This window comes from Streptomyces sp. NPDC102283 (genome assembly GCF_044766265.1).
Taxonomy (GTDB): domain Bacteria; phylum Actinomycetota; class Actinomycetes; order Streptomycetales; family Streptomycetaceae; genus Streptomyces.
This window is the reverse complement of sequence record NZ_JBIWLQ010000003.1, coordinates 196,137-212,433: the sequence shown is the minus strand read 5'-3', so window position 1 is coordinate 212,433 and position 16,297 is coordinate 196,137. Positions and strand designations below refer to the sequence as shown.

15 protein-coding genes are annotated in these 16,297 nt (G+C 73.4%); 3 read left to right on the top strand and 12 right to left on the bottom strand.

Translation table 11 applies throughout. The features are described from left to right. Position 1: 1 nt before the first annotated feature. The 12 genes from ACIRJT_RS07755 to ACIRJT_RS07700 form a co-directional block, all read right to left on the bottom strand. Positions 2–1,606 (bottom strand): amino acid adenylation domain-containing protein, encoded by a 1,605-nt coding sequence (locus ACIRJT_RS07755; RefSeq protein WP_403905920.1) that lies wholly within the window; start codon positions 1,604–1,606, stop codon positions 2–4. Beyond that, positions 1,603–2,607: a hypothetical protein gene (locus ACIRJT_RS07750; protein WP_403905918.1), complete on the bottom strand. Its 1,005-nt coding sequence runs from the start codon at positions 2,605–2,607 to the stop codon at positions 1,603–1,605. The genes ACIRJT_RS07755 and ACIRJT_RS07750 overlap by 4 nt, the downstream gene beginning before the upstream one ends. After that, positions 2,604–3,230 (bottom strand): 4'-phosphopantetheinyl transferase family protein, encoded by a 627-nt coding sequence (locus tag ACIRJT_RS07745; RefSeq protein ID WP_403905916.1) that lies wholly within the window; start codon positions 3,228–3,230, stop codon positions 2,604–2,606. Before ACIRJT_RS07745 ends, ACIRJT_RS07750 begins: the two co-directional genes overlap by 4 nt. After that, positions 3,227–4,435: an acyl-CoA dehydrogenase family protein gene (locus tag ACIRJT_RS07740; RefSeq protein WP_403905913.1), complete on the bottom strand. Its 1,209-nt coding sequence runs from the start codon at positions 4,433–4,435 to the stop codon at positions 3,227–3,229. Before ACIRJT_RS07740 ends, ACIRJT_RS07745 begins: the two co-directional genes overlap by 4 nt. Then, entirely contained in the window at positions 4,425–5,630 is a 1,206-nt protein-coding gene (locus ACIRJT_RS07735) for an acyl-CoA dehydrogenase family protein (RefSeq protein ID WP_403905911.1), read from the bottom strand. The genes ACIRJT_RS07740 and ACIRJT_RS07735 overlap by 11 nt, the downstream gene beginning before the upstream one ends. Then, complete coding sequence (locus ACIRJT_RS07730) at positions 5,627–5,887, bottom strand: phosphopantetheine-binding protein (RefSeq protein ID WP_403905909.1); 261 nt, start codon at positions 5,885–5,887, stop codon at positions 5,627–5,629. Before ACIRJT_RS07730 ends, ACIRJT_RS07735 begins: the two co-directional genes overlap by 4 nt. Positions 5,888–5,986: 99 nt before the next feature. Then, on the bottom strand, positions 5,987–7,147 hold the full coding sequence (locus ACIRJT_RS07725; protein ID WP_403905907.1) for an acyl carrier protein: 1,161 nt from the start codon (positions 7,145–7,147) through the stop codon (positions 5,987–5,989). After that, the gene (locus ACIRJT_RS07720; protein WP_403905904.1) at positions 7,144–8,535 is read right to left on the bottom strand and encodes a TrpB-like pyridoxal phosphate-dependent enzyme; all 1,392 of its coding nucleotides are present in this window, start codon (positions 8,533–8,535) and stop codon (positions 7,144–7,146) included. Before ACIRJT_RS07720 ends, ACIRJT_RS07725 begins: the two co-directional genes overlap by 4 nt. Then, a complete protein-coding gene (locus tag ACIRJT_RS07715; protein ID WP_403905902.1) occupies positions 8,532–8,846 on the bottom strand; it encodes an acyl carrier protein in 315 nt (104 codons plus the stop codon). Before ACIRJT_RS07715 ends, ACIRJT_RS07720 begins: the two co-directional genes overlap by 4 nt. Before the next feature lie 320 nt (positions 8,847–9,166). Continuing rightward, on the bottom strand, positions 9,167–10,432 hold the full coding sequence (locus ACIRJT_RS07710) for a glutamate-5-semialdehyde dehydrogenase (protein ID WP_403905899.1): 1,266 nt from the start codon (positions 10,430–10,432) through the stop codon (positions 9,167–9,169). A gap of 8 nt (positions 10,433–10,440) precedes the next feature. Continuing rightward, complete coding sequence (locus ACIRJT_RS07705) at positions 10,441–11,178, bottom strand: SDR family NAD(P)-dependent oxidoreductase (RefSeq protein ID WP_403905896.1); 738 nt, start codon at positions 11,176–11,178, stop codon at positions 10,441–10,443. Positions 11,179–11,504: 326 nt separating this feature from the next. Beyond that, complete coding sequence (locus ACIRJT_RS07700; RefSeq protein ID WP_403905893.1) at positions 11,505–12,053, bottom strand: CGNR zinc finger domain-containing protein; 549 nt, start codon at positions 12,051–12,053, stop codon at positions 11,505–11,507. A 140-nt stretch (positions 12,054–12,193) separates the two neighbouring features. On the opposite strand from ACIRJT_RS07700, the gene ACIRJT_RS07695 reads away from it, so the two are divergent. The 3 genes from ACIRJT_RS07695 to ACIRJT_RS07685 all read left to right on the top strand — a co-directional run bounded on the left by ACIRJT_RS07695 (position 12,194) and on the right by ACIRJT_RS07685 (position 16,296). Beyond that, positions 12,194–13,510 carry an MFS transporter gene (locus tag ACIRJT_RS07695; protein ID WP_403905891.1) on the top strand — a complete coding sequence of 439 codons (1,317 nt, stop codon included), beginning with the start codon at positions 12,194–12,196 and terminating at the stop codon, positions 13,508–13,510. 148 nt (positions 13,511–13,658) lie between these two features. Next, complete coding sequence (locus tag ACIRJT_RS07690) at positions 13,659–15,038, top strand: KamA family radical SAM protein (protein ID WP_403905888.1); 1,380 nt, start codon at positions 13,659–13,661, stop codon at positions 15,036–15,038. Further along, positions 15,031–16,296: a pyridoxal phosphate-dependent aminotransferase gene (locus tag ACIRJT_RS07685; RefSeq protein ID WP_403905885.1), complete on the top strand. Its 1,266-nt coding sequence runs from the start codon at positions 15,031–15,033 to the stop codon at positions 16,294–16,296. The genes ACIRJT_RS07690 and ACIRJT_RS07685 overlap by 8 nt, the downstream gene beginning before the upstream one ends. Position 16,297: the final 1 nt, after the last annotated feature.

Below are 16,297 nucleotides of genomic sequence, written 5' to 3'. Positions count from 1 at the left end.
CTCAGGCCGCTTGCGGTTGGGTCAGGGATACGAGGAGCGCGGCGCGGTCGACCTTGCCGTTGGCGTTGAGCGGCAGGGCCCCGGTGAAGGTCACCGCGGCCGGCACCATGTAGAGGGGGAGCCGCTGTCCCAGCGCTCCCAGCAGTTCGTCCGGGTCGCGGGAGGCCCCCGCGCACACGGCGTGCAGGACCGGTTCGCCCTTGCGGCCGGGCACCGGCAGCACCACCGCGTCGGTGATCCCGGGCTGGCGCATCAGGAGCGATTCGATCTCGCCGAGCTCGATCCGGTAACCGTGGATCTTCACCTGGTGATCGAGGCGGCCGAGGTGCACCAGCACCCCGTCCGTCAGGCGCACGCGGTCGCCGGTGCGGTACCAGTGCGCGGGCGTCAGCGGCCCGGTGCCGTCGTGGACGGCGTACGGCGCGGTCGGCGCGCGGAACCGGCCCACGTCGTCGGCCGGGTCCAGATAGCCGGGGAACCGCTGGCTGCCGCGCACGCACAGCTCGCCGTCGTCGGCCGGCCGGCCGCTCTCGTCCAGGATCAGGTGGTCCTGCCCCGGGTAGGGGACGCCGATGGGGACGGTCCCGTTGACGGTGTCCGGCCAGTCGGCGTCCTCGGGCGGCAGCCGGTACTCCGTCCAGGTCACCGTCATCTCGGTCGGGCCGTAGATGTTCTCGACGGTGCTGTGCGGCGCCGCCGTCCGCCAGGCCCGCGCCTGCGGCAGCTTCAGCGCCTCGCCGCAGAACAGGCTCCAGCGCAGGGTGGGCATCGAGCCGGGCCGCAGCGCCCGCAGCCGCTGCGCGAAGGCGGCGACGGACGGCACGGAGTTCCAGTGGGTGATCCGGGCCCGGTTGACGAACCGTACGGGGGCCAGCAACTCCTCGCGGGTGGGCACGACGAGCGTGGCGCCCGAGCCCCACGCCGAGAACATGTCGTACACCGACGGGTCGAAGGTGAGGTCGAAGGTCTGGGACACCCGGTCCCCCGGGCCCGTCCCGTACCGCCGGATCACGTGGTGCAGGTAGGCGGCGACGTTGGCGTGCGTCACCGGCACGCCCTTGGGCCGGCCGGTCGAACCCGACGTGAAGAGGATGTAGGCGAGATCCTCGGGGCCGCCGCTCGCCCGGGGCGGGGCCGCGGCGGGGGTGGCGGGCTCCCGCGCGTCGCACCGCAGCACGGGGACCGGCAGCCCGTCCGTGCCGGGCAGTTCGGCGTCCGCCAGGACCAGGTCCAGACCCGCGGCCCTCGCGACGTCGGCGCTGCGCGCGATCGGGAAGGCCGGATTGAGCGGGACGACGGTGGCGCCCAGGCGCGCCACCGCGAGGTACCCGGCGTAGGCGAGCACGGAGCGGGCGGCGAGGAGACCGACCCGGGCGGGGCGGCCGCCGTGCCGGGCGACGACGGCCGCGGCGAGGTGGCCGGCCAGTCGCTCCAGTTCGCTGTAGCTCAGCTCCTGCCCGTCGACCTCCAGGGCGCAGCGGGTGTCGCCGTACGCGGCGGCGCTGTTCGCGAACCAGTCGTAGAGCCGTTCGGCGTGCGCCGGTCGCGGGCTCGTGGAAGGCTCGGCCTCGGTGTCGGCCGTGGTCTCGGCCGTGGTCACGCTCATCGGGTGGGCTCCTCTCGCCGCAGGACGGTCATGGCGTCGATCAGGTTGGCGAAGGCCTGCGCCACCACGCCCGGACGGGGGCGGCCCCGCTCGGCGGAGGTGACGGCGAAGCGCAGCGAGCGCGGGAGCTCGCCCCAGGCGTGGGCGGCGGTGTCGGCGGCCGGTGCGGTCACCCGGCCCCGGCGGGCGAGCACGCCCAGCCGGTGTCGCTGGTGGCGGGAGGCGGCCCAGAGGTCGTCGGCGTGGGCGGCCAGTGCGGCGGGGTCCTCGCCGAGCCGGACGGCGAGGAAGCGCAGGACGTCGAGCGGTTCGGTGAGCCACTGCCCGGGCGCCTCCCGCCCGGCCGGCTCCCGCCCGGGCTTCCCCCTCTCGCGGACGAGCCAGCCGAAGTGGTCCGGGTCGGGCAGTTCCTGGGCGTCGCCCAGGGCGTGGACGTCGCGGGCCCGGTTCTGCCACGGCAGCACTCCGGGAGGGGTCAGCAGCCCGCGCAGCTGCTCGTCGTCCAGCGTGCCGGTGTGGGGCAGTTGCTCACCGTCGGGCAGCAGTGCGGCGAAGCGGTCGGTGACCCGCCACCGGTCGTCGTGTTCCGTGCCGGGCTCCAGAAGGATCCAGTGGGACACGGCCGAGCGGCCGTAGGCGGGCGACCAGGGAACGTGGCGGGTGTTGGCGACGGCCAGCACCCGCCCGCGCAGGGCGCTCTCGTGCCGGAGCCCGGCCAGCACGTCGGGCCACCTGGCGGCCCCCCGGTGGACGAGCGGGCCGTCCGGTCCGCCGGTGTCGATGCGCCGGTGGTGGCGGAAGGCGAGGCGTCCGGCCGGCAGGTCGGTGCGGACGGCGAGGGCGACCGCGTCGGCGAGGAGGTCCGCGGCGTCGGGCCGCTCCGCCTTCAGGTAGGCAACCAACGCGGCGGTGTAGCAGCTCAGTTCGGGTGTGCCGGCCTGGGCGTCGCCTTCGCCCGAGGCACTCCCGGACCGTACGGCGGTGTTCGTCGCGGTGCTCACAGCAGCTCCCATGCGCAGCTCAGGGGGGTGTCGGACCGGTCGCGCAGGCTGCGCCACCCGAAGCCCTTCCATCGGCCGGACGTCTCGCCCACGGGGACGTCCACGGTCCAGGGACCGCCCGCCAGGCCGCTGCCCTCCGCCTTGACACAGGCCTCCTGCACGGTCCAGATCCAGGCGAACTCCCGGGCCCGGTCGGCCCGCGGCAACGCGTCGAGCCGTTCGCGGCCCCGGCGTACGCACTTGCGTACCAGACCGTCGCTCAGCTTCTCGGCGGGCAGTTGGACATCGATGCCGACGGCCCGGCCGACGGCTACGCAGGCGGCGATGTGCCCCCGGTCGTGGGCGATGCTGATGCCGAGGTCGGGGCGGGCGGCCAGCCCCGGCTTCCCGTTGGGGCCCAGCGTCACGCGGTCGTCGGCGGCCTCCGGCACGGTGGCGGCCAGCAGCTCGCGCAGCAGGGCCCGGCCGGCGAGGAACTCCGCCGCCCGCCAGTCGGCCAGGCCGGAGGCGTCCGCGAGGTCGTCGGGGTGTCCGGGGGCCGGGGCCGTGCCCTGCCGGGTCATGAACCAGATGCCGGGCTCGCACTCGATGGCGTCCGTCGCGGCGGCGCGGGCCGGGGTCACGGCGCCAGCTCCGCGAGGAGCGGTTCGGCGGCCCCGGCGACCGCGGACAGGACGACCTCGGTGGCTCCCCCGCCGATGCTCCACAGCGCGGCCTGGGCCCGGGTCCACTGGGCGCCGCCGGTGGCGAAGCCCTCGGAGCCCTGCAACTGGGCGCAGATGCCGAGTACATGCGCGACGGTCTGGGCGGCCGAGGCCTTCAGCACGGAAGCCGCGGCGGTGTCGTGACGGCGGGCGACGCGTTCGGCCAGCCGTTCGGTGAGCGCGTCCAACTGGTGGGCGCGGACGAGGCAGTCGGCGAAGCTCTGCCGGACGCTCTCCAGGGACCAGAGCGTCCCGTCGCCGAACCGCCTTTCCCGGAGGGACTTCCGGGCCTGCTGGAGCTGACGTCGGCAGAGGGCGACGGCCCACAGCGTGCCCGTGAGGCGTTCCACGGCGATATGGGCGGCGAAGGACGTCATCCCCCGGCCGACCCGGCCGACGAGGTGGGTGCGCGGCAGCCGTACGCCGTCGAGGCGCAGATGGCCGGTGCCGGAGCCGTCGAACAGCTCCGAGTCGGCCGGCTCGATGCTCACACCCGCGGCGGTGGCGGGCACCAGCACCCAGGTGAAGTTGGTGAAGTGGCTCCCCTCGCGGTGCCGGGCCAGCACCAGGAAGTGGTCGGCGTGGGTGGCGTTGGTGATCCAGCGTTTGACGCCGCTCACCGTGAGCCCGCCCTGCTCGATCGTCACGGTGGTGGAGAGCCCGGTGAGGTCCGAGCCGGAGCCCTCGTCGGTGGCGGCGAGGGCGAGGACCGAACGTCCGGCCAGCGCCTCGTCCAGGACGAGCGCGGCCTGTTCGCCACCGAGGGTGAGGAGCGGTACGGCGGTGGCGATCTGGACGCACAGGGCGAGCGTGGTGCCGATGCCGGAGACCGCGTCCGCGTCGGCCATCAGTCTGCGCAGCACCGGTACGTCGACGCCCGCTGCCGGGTCGCCGCCGACGTAGGCGCCGCGGAGCCGGCCGGCGGCGCCGAGGGCGGCCCAGAGCGTCCGGCCGTCCGCTCCGGCGGGCAGCCCGGGGGGCTCCGCCGCACCCGGGGGAGGCTCGGACGGCACAGCCAGTGCGAGCCGGGGGCGGGTGGCCGTACCGCGGGGCGGGCCCTTGGCGGCGTCCTCGGCCGGGTGGTCCGGCGGGCTGGCCGGGTGGTCCGGCGGGCTATCGGACAAGGCGCACCTCCGGGTCCATCAACGTGAGACGGCCGTCTGCCTGGTGCAGGCGGTCGTTGCTGTAGTTCAGGGGCGCGGAGCGCAGGTCGCGCAGGGCCGCCTCCAGCCGGGTGGAGGAGTCCTTGAGGTAGCCGTGGCGCAGTCCGACGGTCTCGACGAGCAGGTCGACGGCCGCGTGGCACTCCTGGGAGGCGCCGATCTTCAGCGCGTTCAGGAGCAGTTGCACCCGGGGCGCGGAGACGTCCGGGGCGGCGGCGACGGCCTTCTCGGTGTGGCGCAGCAGGGCGTGCACGGTGTCGATCTTCTGGCGGGCGGCGGAGAGCCGTCCCAGGAGAAGTTCGGAGCCGAGGTCGAAGCGGCCCCGGCCGGCCGGTGTGCGCAGGAGGGTCACCACCCGCGACAGGGCTCCGGCGGCCGTGCCGAGCCAGGCGGCGGACCACGCCAGGTGGGCGAGGGGGCCGAAGACCTCGACGGCGATCCGGGAGAACTGGCCGCTCCCGCCGACGACCTGGTCCGCGGGCACCCGTCCCTGGAGCCGCAGGGCCACGCTGTGGCTGGCCCGCATGCCCATCGGCTGCCAGTCTCCGCTCTCCTCGATGGAGAGCTGGTCCCGGCCGGCGTAGACGAGGGAGACCTGACTCGGGGAGGTCGCCTCCGGCGGCTGCACGGTGATGAGGAAGCCGTCGGCGTGGGCGCCGCCCGTGACGATCGGCGCGAACCGGTCGACGACCAGATCCGCGCCCGCCCGGTCGGTCCGCGAACCGGCGGTCAGCAGGTGGCCGCCCTTGCCCGCCTCGGTGGTGACGGATGCCAGGTAGACGCGTCCGGCCGCGATCTCGGGGAGCAGCGCGGTCCGCAGGGTCTGCGTGGCGTGCCCGACGACGGCGGCCACCTGCTGGCAGTGCATGCCGAGGATCATGGCGACGGACATGTCGGCCCGGCCCAGTGCGACGCACACGTCGAGGAGTTCGTCGACGCTCGCGCCGAGGCCGCCGTACTCGACGGGGACGGTCAGGCCCAGCAGCCGGGTCTCGCGCAGGGCGGCCAGCGCCTCCACCGGGAAGTCGGCGGCCTCGTCGTGCCGGGGGGCGTGGTCGGCGGCGATCCCGGCGACGTACCGGGCCCGGTCCAGGGGGCTCCGGCCCGCGAACAGGTCGCTGGTGGCAGCCGGTTCGGCCGGCAGCACGGTGCTCACGCCGCCTCCGTCGTCGCGGATCCGGGGTTCCGCGCGGCCTCGATCGCGCTCCACAGGGATCCGGCGGTGGCGAAGGTGGCGTCGTTGAGGTCGTCGTCGGCGAGCGCGATGCCGAAGGTGTCCTCGATGGCGAAGAGCAGCTCGATCGACTGCATGGAGTCCAGGCCCAGTTCACGCAGGTCCGAGTCCTGGTCGAGTTCCTGTCCGTGCAGGTACGCGAGGAAGGGCGCCAGCAGTTCGGTGAATCGGGTGTCCATCACGATGCTCCTAGGGGCGGAGAGGGGGAGAAGTACGCGGGGAGGGGAGGGGGAAGTACGCGGGGAGGGGGAGAGGGACGCGGGACGTGCGGTGACGCGTCAGCGGGCCGTTCCGCCGGCGGCGGCCACCAGGGTGCGGAGCCCGTCGAGCCGGTGCAGGGTCTCGGGCAGGAGGTCGTCGGGGTCGAACTCGACGTCGAACCTCTCCTCCAGTGCCTCGACGATCTCGACGACCTGGAAGGAGCCGAAACCGCGCAGCGCGCTCAGCGCCGGAGCCTCCCGCACCTTCTCGGCGGCGACGCCGACGACCTCGGCGACCACCTCGGCCACGGCGGCGAGCACGGGGTCCGGGGTGTCGAAGAGCTCCCGGTCGGCGTGGAGGGCGGCGGCCACGTCGGGCAGCAGTCCGGCGGGTTCCGGGCGGGCGCGCTGGACCCGCCGGTAGGCCAGGAACGCCTGCTCGGCGAGGCGGGCCAGGCGCAGCACGTGCGCGGTGACCGGGTCGGCGACGGGGCCCCGGGTGGCGAGGAACGCCACGTGCAGGGCGCGCGACCGGGCCAGCAGCCAGGTCTCGGTGGTCAGCTGCTCCAGGGCGGCCTGCCGGTCGGGGTGGGCGGCGTAGGCGGCCACGTACTCCTCGACCCCGGCGAAGTCCCCGGGGCCCGGCTCGACCGCGCCGGCCGGCACCGCGTCGAAGCGCACCACGAGCGAGGAGACCGGCAGCACCGACCAGTCCGTCACCCACCGGCCGGGCGCGGCCACGCCCCAGGGGGTGTGGCTGGAGTAGGCGTCGACGACCAGCGCCCGGTCGCCGTGCGGGGCGACCAGGTAGCTGTGCTCCATGTGCCGTTGACCGTGGTACGGGAGCCACGGCATGGCGTAGGAGTCCGCGACCACGTACAGGCGGCCGTGTGTCCGGGCGAGTCCGGCCAGCTCGGCGGGCTGGACCCCGGTCCACCGGGCGGTCTCGGCGAGCCCGGCCGGGGCCGCCGCGGCGAGCTGGTCCTCCAGTGCCGGTTCGACGGTGGGCAGTCCGTGCGGGCCGGGCCGGGGCCGGAAGCGCGGGACCGCGCCGAGGGCGAGGTGGGCGTCGCCGCCGTGCAGGTCGTCGGCGAGCTGGGCCAGGTTCGACTGGACGCAGTCGAGCCGTCCGGCCCGCTCGCCGGACAGGACCGGCGAAGCGGCCGCCGCGTCGGGGGCGGGCGGTGCGGGGTCCGCCGCGGTCCGTACGGCGGCGGCGCTCCCGGTGACGGCGCTCATCGGGGACCTCCCGCCGGTCCGGCCGCGGCGCCCGCGAGGAGCGGGGCGGCACCGAGGGGCGCGCCGCCGAGGGCGGGGCTGAGTCCGGACACGGCGGCCAGCAGGGCCTGTTCGCTCGGGGCCTCGTCGCTCAGTTCGTCGTTGAGGAGTTGCTCGTAGGCGGCCAGGTCGAGGTAGCCGCTGCCGCTGACGCAGACCAGGACGCCCCGCTCGGCCCGCATGCCGTCCGCTCCGGAGGTGGCGAGCTTGGCGGCCGCGGCCAGCGCGTGCCCGGACTCCGGGGCGGGCAGCACGGTCTCGTGCCGGGTGAGCAGGCGGCCGGCGTCCAGGGCCTCCTGCTGGGTGACGGCCGTGGCGTCCACGTCTCCGCTGTGGCGCATCGCGGAGATGAGCTTGGCGGCTCCGTGGAACCGCAGACCGGCGGAGTGCGCGTCCGGGATCGGGTAGTCGCTGCCGACGGTATACATCGCCTCCAGCGGGCCGGTGCCGGTGGCGTCGGTCTTGTCGTAGGCGTACACCCCCCGGGTGAGTTTGGGTGCGGTGGAGGATTCGGCCGCGACCAGCCTGGGCGGCCTGGTTCCGGTGGCGACGGCCTCGGCGTGGAAGGGCAGGGCGATGCCGCCGAAGTTGGAGCCGGCGCCGACCGCGCCGACCACCATGTCGATGCCGGCGTCCAGCTCCGCGAGCTGCGACTGCGCCTCCAGGCCGATGACGGACTGGTGGAGGATGCTGTAGGTCTCGCCGCTGCCGATGCAGAAGGCCACGTCGTCGTGGGTCGAGGCGTATTCGACCGCTTCGCCGATGGCCATCGCCAGGCTGTTGCCGACGCCCTCGGTCCGGGTTCCGGAGACCTGGGTGAGGCCGCTCGGGCTGGGGTGGATCTCCGCTCCGAGCATGCGCATGAGGACTCCGCGGTACGGCTTGCGCCGCAGGCTGGAGTCGACCATGAAGACCCGGCAGCGCAGGCCGAACAGCGCGCAGGCGGCCGCCATCGCGGTGCCCCACTGGCCGGCGCCGGTGCCGGTGACCAGCTCCTTCACTCCGGCCTTCTTGTAGTAATAGGCCTGCGCGAGTGCGGTGTTGAGCTTGTGGCTGCCGGAGATGTTGCCGCCCTCGTACTTCATGTAGACGGGCACCCGGGAGCCGATGGCCTGCTCGAAGCCGGTGGCCCGCCACAGCGGTGTCGGCCGGAACCTGCTGTAGGCGGCGAGGACTTCGGCGGGGATGTCCCAGTATTCGCGCTCCAGGACGCTCTGCCGTACGAGTTCCATCGGCAGGTTGACGCCGACGCCGGTACGGCCGGTGGTCTCGGGGGTGAGGTCGGGCGGCAGTGGCGCGGAGAGGTGCGGCAGGGTGCTGCGCCAGCGGGTGGGCAGGGTGGCGGTCATCGGGCGTCCTCGGCTCCGGAGAGAACGACGTCGACGAGGTCGCCGACGGTCTGGAAGGAGCGGCCGACGAAGAGGTCGTCGGGCAGCGTGATGCCCAGCTCGTCCTCGATGCGGACCAACATGCCGACGAAGCCGAGGGAGTTGACCCGCAGCAGCTTGCCGACGAGCGGTTCGGCGTCGTCGATGGCCTCCGGGCCGATGGGCAGGCGCGACTCCGCGATGACGACGCGTTTGACGGTGTCGCCCACCGCCGCTCGGTCGAGCCGCTCGGTGATCGGTGCGGGGGCCTCGGTCGTGTGGGACTGGGTCATGACAACCTCTCGAAGATCGGTAGGGCGGGTGGTGCACGGAGGCGGGGCGCGGGCGGTGCACGGGGGCGGGGCGCGGGCGGTGGTGGCCCGTCGGCGCGCATGGTGTGCGCCGAGAGCGTGACCGGGCCGCGCGCGGTACGGAGCGTGGAGCCTGGGCGGGCGTTCGCGCGGTACGCGGGTGGCGTGGGCGGGGCCGGGTACGCGATACGGAGCATGGAACCTGGACGGGCGTGTACGCGGATGGTGTGGACGGGGTGGCGGCGGGGGGGGCGTGGCGGTGGCGGGGCCCGCGCGGTGCGGCCCGGCCGGTGCGGCCCGGGTCAGTCCCGCAGCCGGCCGTCGGCCTCGACCACCCAGGAGCTGGTGACCAGCGCCCCGAGCGTGACCGGGCCGCGGACGTGCAGCCGGCCGGTGGCGATGGCGAGCTCGGCGCCGAGGCCGAGCTCGGGTCCGTCGTGCAGGCGCAGGGATCCGTTGACGACGACCATGGCCGCGTCGATCCGGCGGGCGAACTCCCGGGCGACCTCGCCGTCCCGGGCGATGACGCCCTCGGTGTGCTGTGAGCCGTGGGTGCGGACGAACGCGGCGGCGGCCGCCGGACCGGAGACCGGCCGCAGTCCGATCACCGGGTCGAGGAACTCCCGCCCCAGGTCGTACGGTTCCAGCGGTTCGGTGCGCCAGGGCCTGTCCGCACCCGGGGCCGGGGTGGGCACGGAGGGATCGAGGCGCACGGTGAGGTCCGCACCTTCCCGTTCGCACGCTCCGAGCAGGGCGGCCAGGTAGTCCTCGGCGATCTCCTCGTCGACGAGGACCATCTCCACCGAGGTGCAGCCGGCCGGTTCGGGGATCTTGCTGTTCAGCGTGGCGCGGGCGGCCAGTTCGAGGTCGGCGCTGCGGTGCACGTACAGGTGGTTGACGCCGCCGCCGCTGGCGATCAGAGGGATGGAGCTGGAGCTGCGGCAGTAGTCGATCAGGGAGGGGCTGCCGCGCGGGATGAGGACGTCGACCTGGTCGGGACGGGCCAGGATCCCCTTCATCAGGGAGCGGTCGGGGTCGTCCAGGACCGTGACGAGCCCTGTCGGGAGCCCTGCCGCCCTGAGCGCCGCCTTGGCGGTCGCGGCGAGCTGGGCGTCGGTGGCCGCGCTCTCCTTGCCACCACGCAGCAGAACCGCGTTGCCGACGGAGACCGGGAGCAGCGCTCCGTCGACGGTCACGGTGGGCCGCGCCTCGTAGATCATGAAGGCGACGCCGAGCGGCTTGCGGACCCGGCGCAGGACGCCCCAGTCGCCGGCCGGGATCTCCGGTGGGTCGGCGAGGACGACGGGGAGTTCCCGGGCGATGGTCCCGGTGAGGGCGACCATGGCCGCGAGGTGGTCGTCGGTGAGGCGCAGCCGGTTGACCAGGGTGGGCGGAAGGCCGCGGGCCTCGGCGCGATCGATGTCGACGCGGTTGGCGGCCCGGATGTCGGCCCAGCCCTCGGTGAGGTGGGCGGCCAGTTCGTGGCAGTAGCGGGTGTAGGCGGGGTCGCCGGTCGGCGGGGCGGCGTCGAGGGCCGCGCGGGCTTGGTCGAGGATCTGCTCGGGCATGTGTGTGTTCACCACATGAACTGGCCACCGTCGATGATCAGTTTCTGACCATTGACGTAGGTGGCGGTCGGGCCGACGAGGAAGGCGAGGGCGTCGGCGACGTCCTCGACCGTTCCCATGCGGCGGGTGGGGATCTCGTCGAGGGTCTGCGCCATGCGCTCCGGGTCGTCCAGCCGCCAGCGGGTGCGCAGTTCCTCGGTGTCGATCATTCCGGGGATCAGGCAGTTGACCCGGACCGCAGGGGCGAGCTCCAGGGCCAGGCACTTGGTGAACTGGAGCAGACCGGCCTTGCTGGCGCAGTAGTTGATCCCGTCGACGCGGGGCCGGATGCCGGTGGTCGCGCCGATGTTGACGATCGAGCCGCCGCCGGCCTCGATCATCGCCGGTGCGAGGGCCCGGGTCAGCCGGAACGGGCCGGAGAGGTTGGTGTCGAGGACCGTGGTCCACTCCTCGTCGCTCATCTCCAGGAAGGGGCGGTCGATGTTGCGTCCCGCGTTGTTGACCAGGACCGCGGGTGCGCCGTGCTCGGCCAGGACACGGGCGGCGGCGTCGGCCACCGCCGGGGCGTCGGCCAGGTCGACCTGGAGGGCGGTGAGTTCGGGGTTGTCCACCTCGGCCTTCTCTGCGGACTCCCGGTCGTTGGCGTAGAAGGCGACGACCCGGTGGCCCATGCCGATCAGCCGTCGGCTGAGAGCCAGTCCGATTCCTCGCGTTCCGCCGGTGACGACAGCAAGTGGTTCCGGCATGCGGGCTCCTCGAATGTCGCTTGAATGTTCGGACCGAACGAGCACCGCCATTTTATGGAGAGACGTTCATGAGCGGTCAACGCATTCGATCGGCCCGTTCATTCAGGCGCGCGATGGCCGAAGCGGCTATGCGAATCCCCTATGGGGGCATAGGGAAAGGAGAAGGGCGGGCCGGGCGACGCGGCGTCGGCGGGCGGCCGACGGTGTCACTGTCTCCGTAGGCGCATGCGGACGCGTGCGTTTCCGTAGGCGCATGCGGACGCGTGCGTTTCCGTAGCCGTATACGGACGCGTGCGTTTCCGTACACGCTCGCGTGCGCGGCGGTGTCACTGGTCGCGCATGCGGGCCGTGTAGCGCCGGGACTTCGTGCGGTTGCCGCACAGCCGCATCGAGCACCAGCGGCGGCTGTGGTTCTTGGACGCGTCCCAGAACGCGCCGCGGCAGGTGTGCTCCGCGCACCTCTTGAGGCGGTGGATCTGACCGGTCAGCACCAGCTCCGCCCAGGCGACGGCCAGCAGCGCCATCGCCCGCCGGGCGGGCGGCAGCGCGGGGTCGGGAACCAGGGCCTGCCCGCCGGGGCGCGCGCCGGTCAGCGTGACCAGGACGGGCACCTCGGCCAGCACGGCGTCGGCGAGCGCCAGCGGGTGCGGAGCCACCGGGTCCGTTTCACCCAGCGCCTCGCGGAAGCCGGCCCGCAGATCGAGAAAGGCGCGGTGCTCGGCGGCGGTGAGGCGGGGTTCGTCCCCGCCCGGCAGGTGCCCGGCCAGCCAGCGGGCGAGATCGGCCGGCTCCTGGACGTCGTCCTCGCCGCTCTCCAGGTCGACCGTGTTGAGGAACTCCTCGATCAGCCGGGCGGCGACGGGGGTCTCGATCATGGCGTGCCACCTTCCGATCAGCTTCCGATCAACGATTCCTATCGACCATTGAATCATCTTGATAGGTGAATCGCGGTTGCGGAGGTCAACCCACCCTATCAATGCCATACTGACCACCTAAACACCTTCGGAGGTTAGGCATGGACGAGACGCCGGCAACCCACCCGTCCGGCAGCGTGGCGGTCGACACATCCACCGACGAGCGGCCCCGCCCGGACGGCGCGGAGCGGAAGGACCGCGGCGGGCGCAACACCGCCGTCCTGGTGAGCTTCACAGCGATCACCAACCTCGCCGACGGCGTCACCAAGGTGGTGCTGCCGCTGATGGCGACCCGGCTGACCGACTCCCCCGCCCAGGTGGCGGGCGTGGGCCTGACGCTGACGCTCCCCTGGCTGCTGGTGGCCCTGCACGTCGGTGTGCTGGTGGACCGCTTCGACCGGCGGCTGCTGCTGTGGCTCGCGGACGGCGTGCGGATGGCCGTCGTGGGCGTCCTGCTCTTCCTCAGCATGTCCGGCACCGTGACCATCACCGCCCTGTACGCGGCCGGTCTGGCCCTGGGCGTCGCCGAGGTGGTCGCCCTGACCTCGGCCGCCACCCTCGTGCCGGCCGCCGTGCCGCGCGCGGGCCAGGAGCGGGCCAACGCCTGGGTGGCCGGGGCCGAGACCGCGTGCAACGAGTTCTGCGGCCCCTTCGTCGGCGGCCTCCTCGTCGCCGCCGGGGCGAGCGTCGCGCTCGGCTGGACCGGTGTGGGCTATCTGATCGGCACGGCGATCCTGGTCTTCCTGGTCGGCCGCTTCAAGCCGCAGCGCGACGACGCCAAGCCGGCGGGCACGGTCAACCAACGCATCGCCGAGGGCGTCCGCTTCCTGTGGCAGCAGCGTCTGCTGCGGCTGATGGCGCTCTCCCTCACCGTGCTCTCCGCCTGCTGGGGCGCCTGGCTGGCCCTGATGCCGCTGATCGCCACGGCCCACATGGGCCTGGACGCCCGCGGCTACGGCATCCTGCTCAGCGCCCTGGGCGCCGGCGGCCTGCTCGGCGCGCTCACCGTCACCACGATCAACCGGCTGCTGGGCCGCCGGTGGTCGATGTTCGCCGATCTGCTCGGCACCGCCGCCATGGTGGCCACGCCCGTCTTCTCCACCGATCTGTGGGTCGTCGCCGGCGGCGCGTTCCTCGGCGGCATGGGCGGCATCCTGTGGACGGTCAACTCCCGCACCATCAGCCAGCGGCTCGTCGACGGAGGCATGCTCGGCCGCTACAACGCCGCCGCGCGCCTCTTCAGTTGGGGAGCCATGCCGGTGGGGGCCGGGCTCGTGGGCGTGCTCGCCGAGTGGTTCGGCATCCGCGCCGCCTTCATGGTCTTCACCGTCGCCACCCTGGTGATCATCGTCCCGTTCCTGCGGACGGTCACGCCCAGGGCGCTGGCCGAGGTGGACCGGCAGGGTGCGAACGCCTGACCTCCCCGGGCCGGCCCCGCGCGATTCGTTATACGGGCATCGCGAGCGCCTATCGGCCGACCACCGATTCTTCTATCGGTGGTCGGCCGCCGGCTTCTAGGGTGGATAAGTCACCAACCTTCTCACCACCCCAGCAGGAGGAAGTCGCATGCCCTCGATATCCCCCACCGTATGGGAAAAAGAGCGCTTCCGAGCATTCGGTGCACGCCATGTCGACGAAATCGCCGACCGGTTCGGAATCCCCGAGAACATCGCTCGTTCCATCCGCGTCCTGTCGAGCGTGCTGCCCTTCCGCGTCAACGAATACGTCCTGTCACAACTCGTCGACTGGGACAATATTCCGCACGACCCGATCTTCCAGATGGTGTTCCCGCAGAGCGGCATGCTGACGAGCGAGGACGAGCGGCGGCTGGCCCCTCTCGTCGACGACCCCACCCGCAAGAAGGAACTGCGCCTGGCCGTGCAGCAGATCCGCAGCGGGCTCAACCCGCACCCCTCGGGCCAGAAGCAGCTCAACGTCCCGACCCTGGACGGCGACCAGGTCCCCGGCATCCAGCACAAGTACCGCGAGACGGTTCTCTACTTCCCCGGCCAGGGCCAGACCTGCCACTCCTACTGCACCTACTGCTTCCGCTGGGCCCAGTTCGTCGGCGACGCCGACCTCCGCTTCGCCGCCCCCGACCCCAGCGGCCTCGTCGAGTACCTGGGCCACCACCCCGAGGTGGACGACGTCCTGGTCACCGGCGGCGACCCGATGATCATGTCGACGGACCGGCTCCGCAACCACCTGGAGCCGCTGCTCGCCGTGGACACCGTGCGCACCGTGCGGATCGGCACGAAGTCCGTCGCGTACTGGCCGCAGCGCTTCACCACCGACGCGGACGCCGACGAGGTCCTGCGGCTGTTCGAGCAGGTCGTCGCCTCCGGCCGCAACCTCGCCGTCATGATGCACTTCACCCACCCGCGCGAGCTGGAGACCGAGCCGGCGCGCCGGGCCGTGGCCCGGATCCGTTCCACCGGCGCGCTCGCCTACTGCCAGGCGCCCATGGTCGCGCACGTCAACGACGACGCGGAGGCGTGGAGCACCCTGTGGCGGGCCGAACTGGCCGTCGGCGCGGTGCCCTACTACACCTTCGTGGAGCGGGACACCGGCCCGTACGACTACTTCAAGGTGCCGCTCGCCCGTGCGCACGAGATCTTCCGCACCGCCTACCGCACGCTCCCCGGTCTGGCACGCACCGTACGGGGGCCCGTCATGTCCGCCACTCCCGGGAAGGTCCTGGTCGACGGGGTCGAGGAGACGGCACAGGGCCGCTTCTTCCAGCTGCGGATGCTCCAGGCCCGCGACCCCCGCCTCGTGGGCCGCCCGTTCCGCGCGCACTACTCGGACAGCGCCGCCTGGCTGGACGACCTCCGGCTCGCCGCCGACACCCCTGCCGACATCGCCGCGGCCGTCAAGGGCTCGCCGCTCCCCTTCTCCGCGGAACTGGACGCGCGGATCCTGGAGCAGGAGCTGGTCCATGCCTGAGACACCGGCCTGGCGCACCTCGCCCAACCTCGCCCTCAACCAGCTGGTGGCCGAACGCCGCGCGGCCGGCGAGGACATCGTGCACCTGGGCTTCGGCGAGTCGCGGCTGCCCGCCTTCGGCCCCCTCGCCGAAGCCCTGGCACGCGGCGCGCACCGCAACGCCTACGGCCCGGTGGCCGGGGGCCCCGACGTCCGCCGTGCGGTCGCCGGCTACTTCGAGCGGCGCGGTCTGCCCACGACCGCCGACCAGATCGTCGTCGGCCCCGGCAGCAAACCCCTGCTGATGGCCCTTCAGCACGTGCTGCCCGGCGATGTGCTGCTGCCCCGCCCGGCCTGGAACTCCTACGCCCCGCAGGCGCGGCTCGCCGGCCGGAGGGCGTACGGCGTGCCGATCCCGGCCGGGTGCGGTGGCGTGCCCGACCCGGTCGCCCTGCGCGAGAGCGTCGGCGCCGCCCGTGCCTCGGGCGGTGACCCGCGCACCGTGATCCTGACGCTGCCGGACAACCCGACCGGCACCCTCGCCCCGCCGGAGCTGGTGCGTGAGCTCTGCGCGATCGCCGAGGAGCTGGACCTCGTCATCGTCTCGGACGAGATCTACCGGGACATCGTGCACGATCCGGCCACCCCGTTCCTCAGCCCGGCGGAAGTGGCCCCGCACCGCACGGTCGTCACCACCGGCCTCTCCAAGTCCCTGGCGCTGGGCGGCTGGCGGATCGGCGCCTGCCGACTGCCGGGCGACGCGTGGGGCGAGCGGATCCGTGACGGCGTGGTCTCGGTGGCCAGCGAGGTCTGGTCGACACTGGCCGGCCCGATGCAGGAGGTCGCGGCGTACGCCTTCGACGAGCCCCCGGAGATCCGCGCCCGGCTCGCCGCCTGTGCCCGGCTGCACGGAGTGCTGGCCCGGGAGGTCCACCGGATCGTCACCACCGCCGGGGCGCTCTGCCGCCCGCCCACCGGAGGCTTCTACGTCTACCCGGACTTCGAGCCGCTCCGGGACCGGCTGGCCACGCTCGGCGTCACCGACTCCCCCTCCCTCCAGCGCCATCTCCTCGACGCGTACGGGGTGCTGGTCCTGGCCGGACACCACCTCGGCGACGACGAGGGCGCCCTGCGCTTCAAGGCCGCCACCAGCATGCTGTACGGCGACACCGCCGAGGAGCAGGGGGAGGCGCTGGCGTCCGACGACCCGTTGGGCCTGCCACACGTGGCGAGCGTGCTGAAGCACATCGAAGACGCCTTCACCGCACTGCGCGGATAGC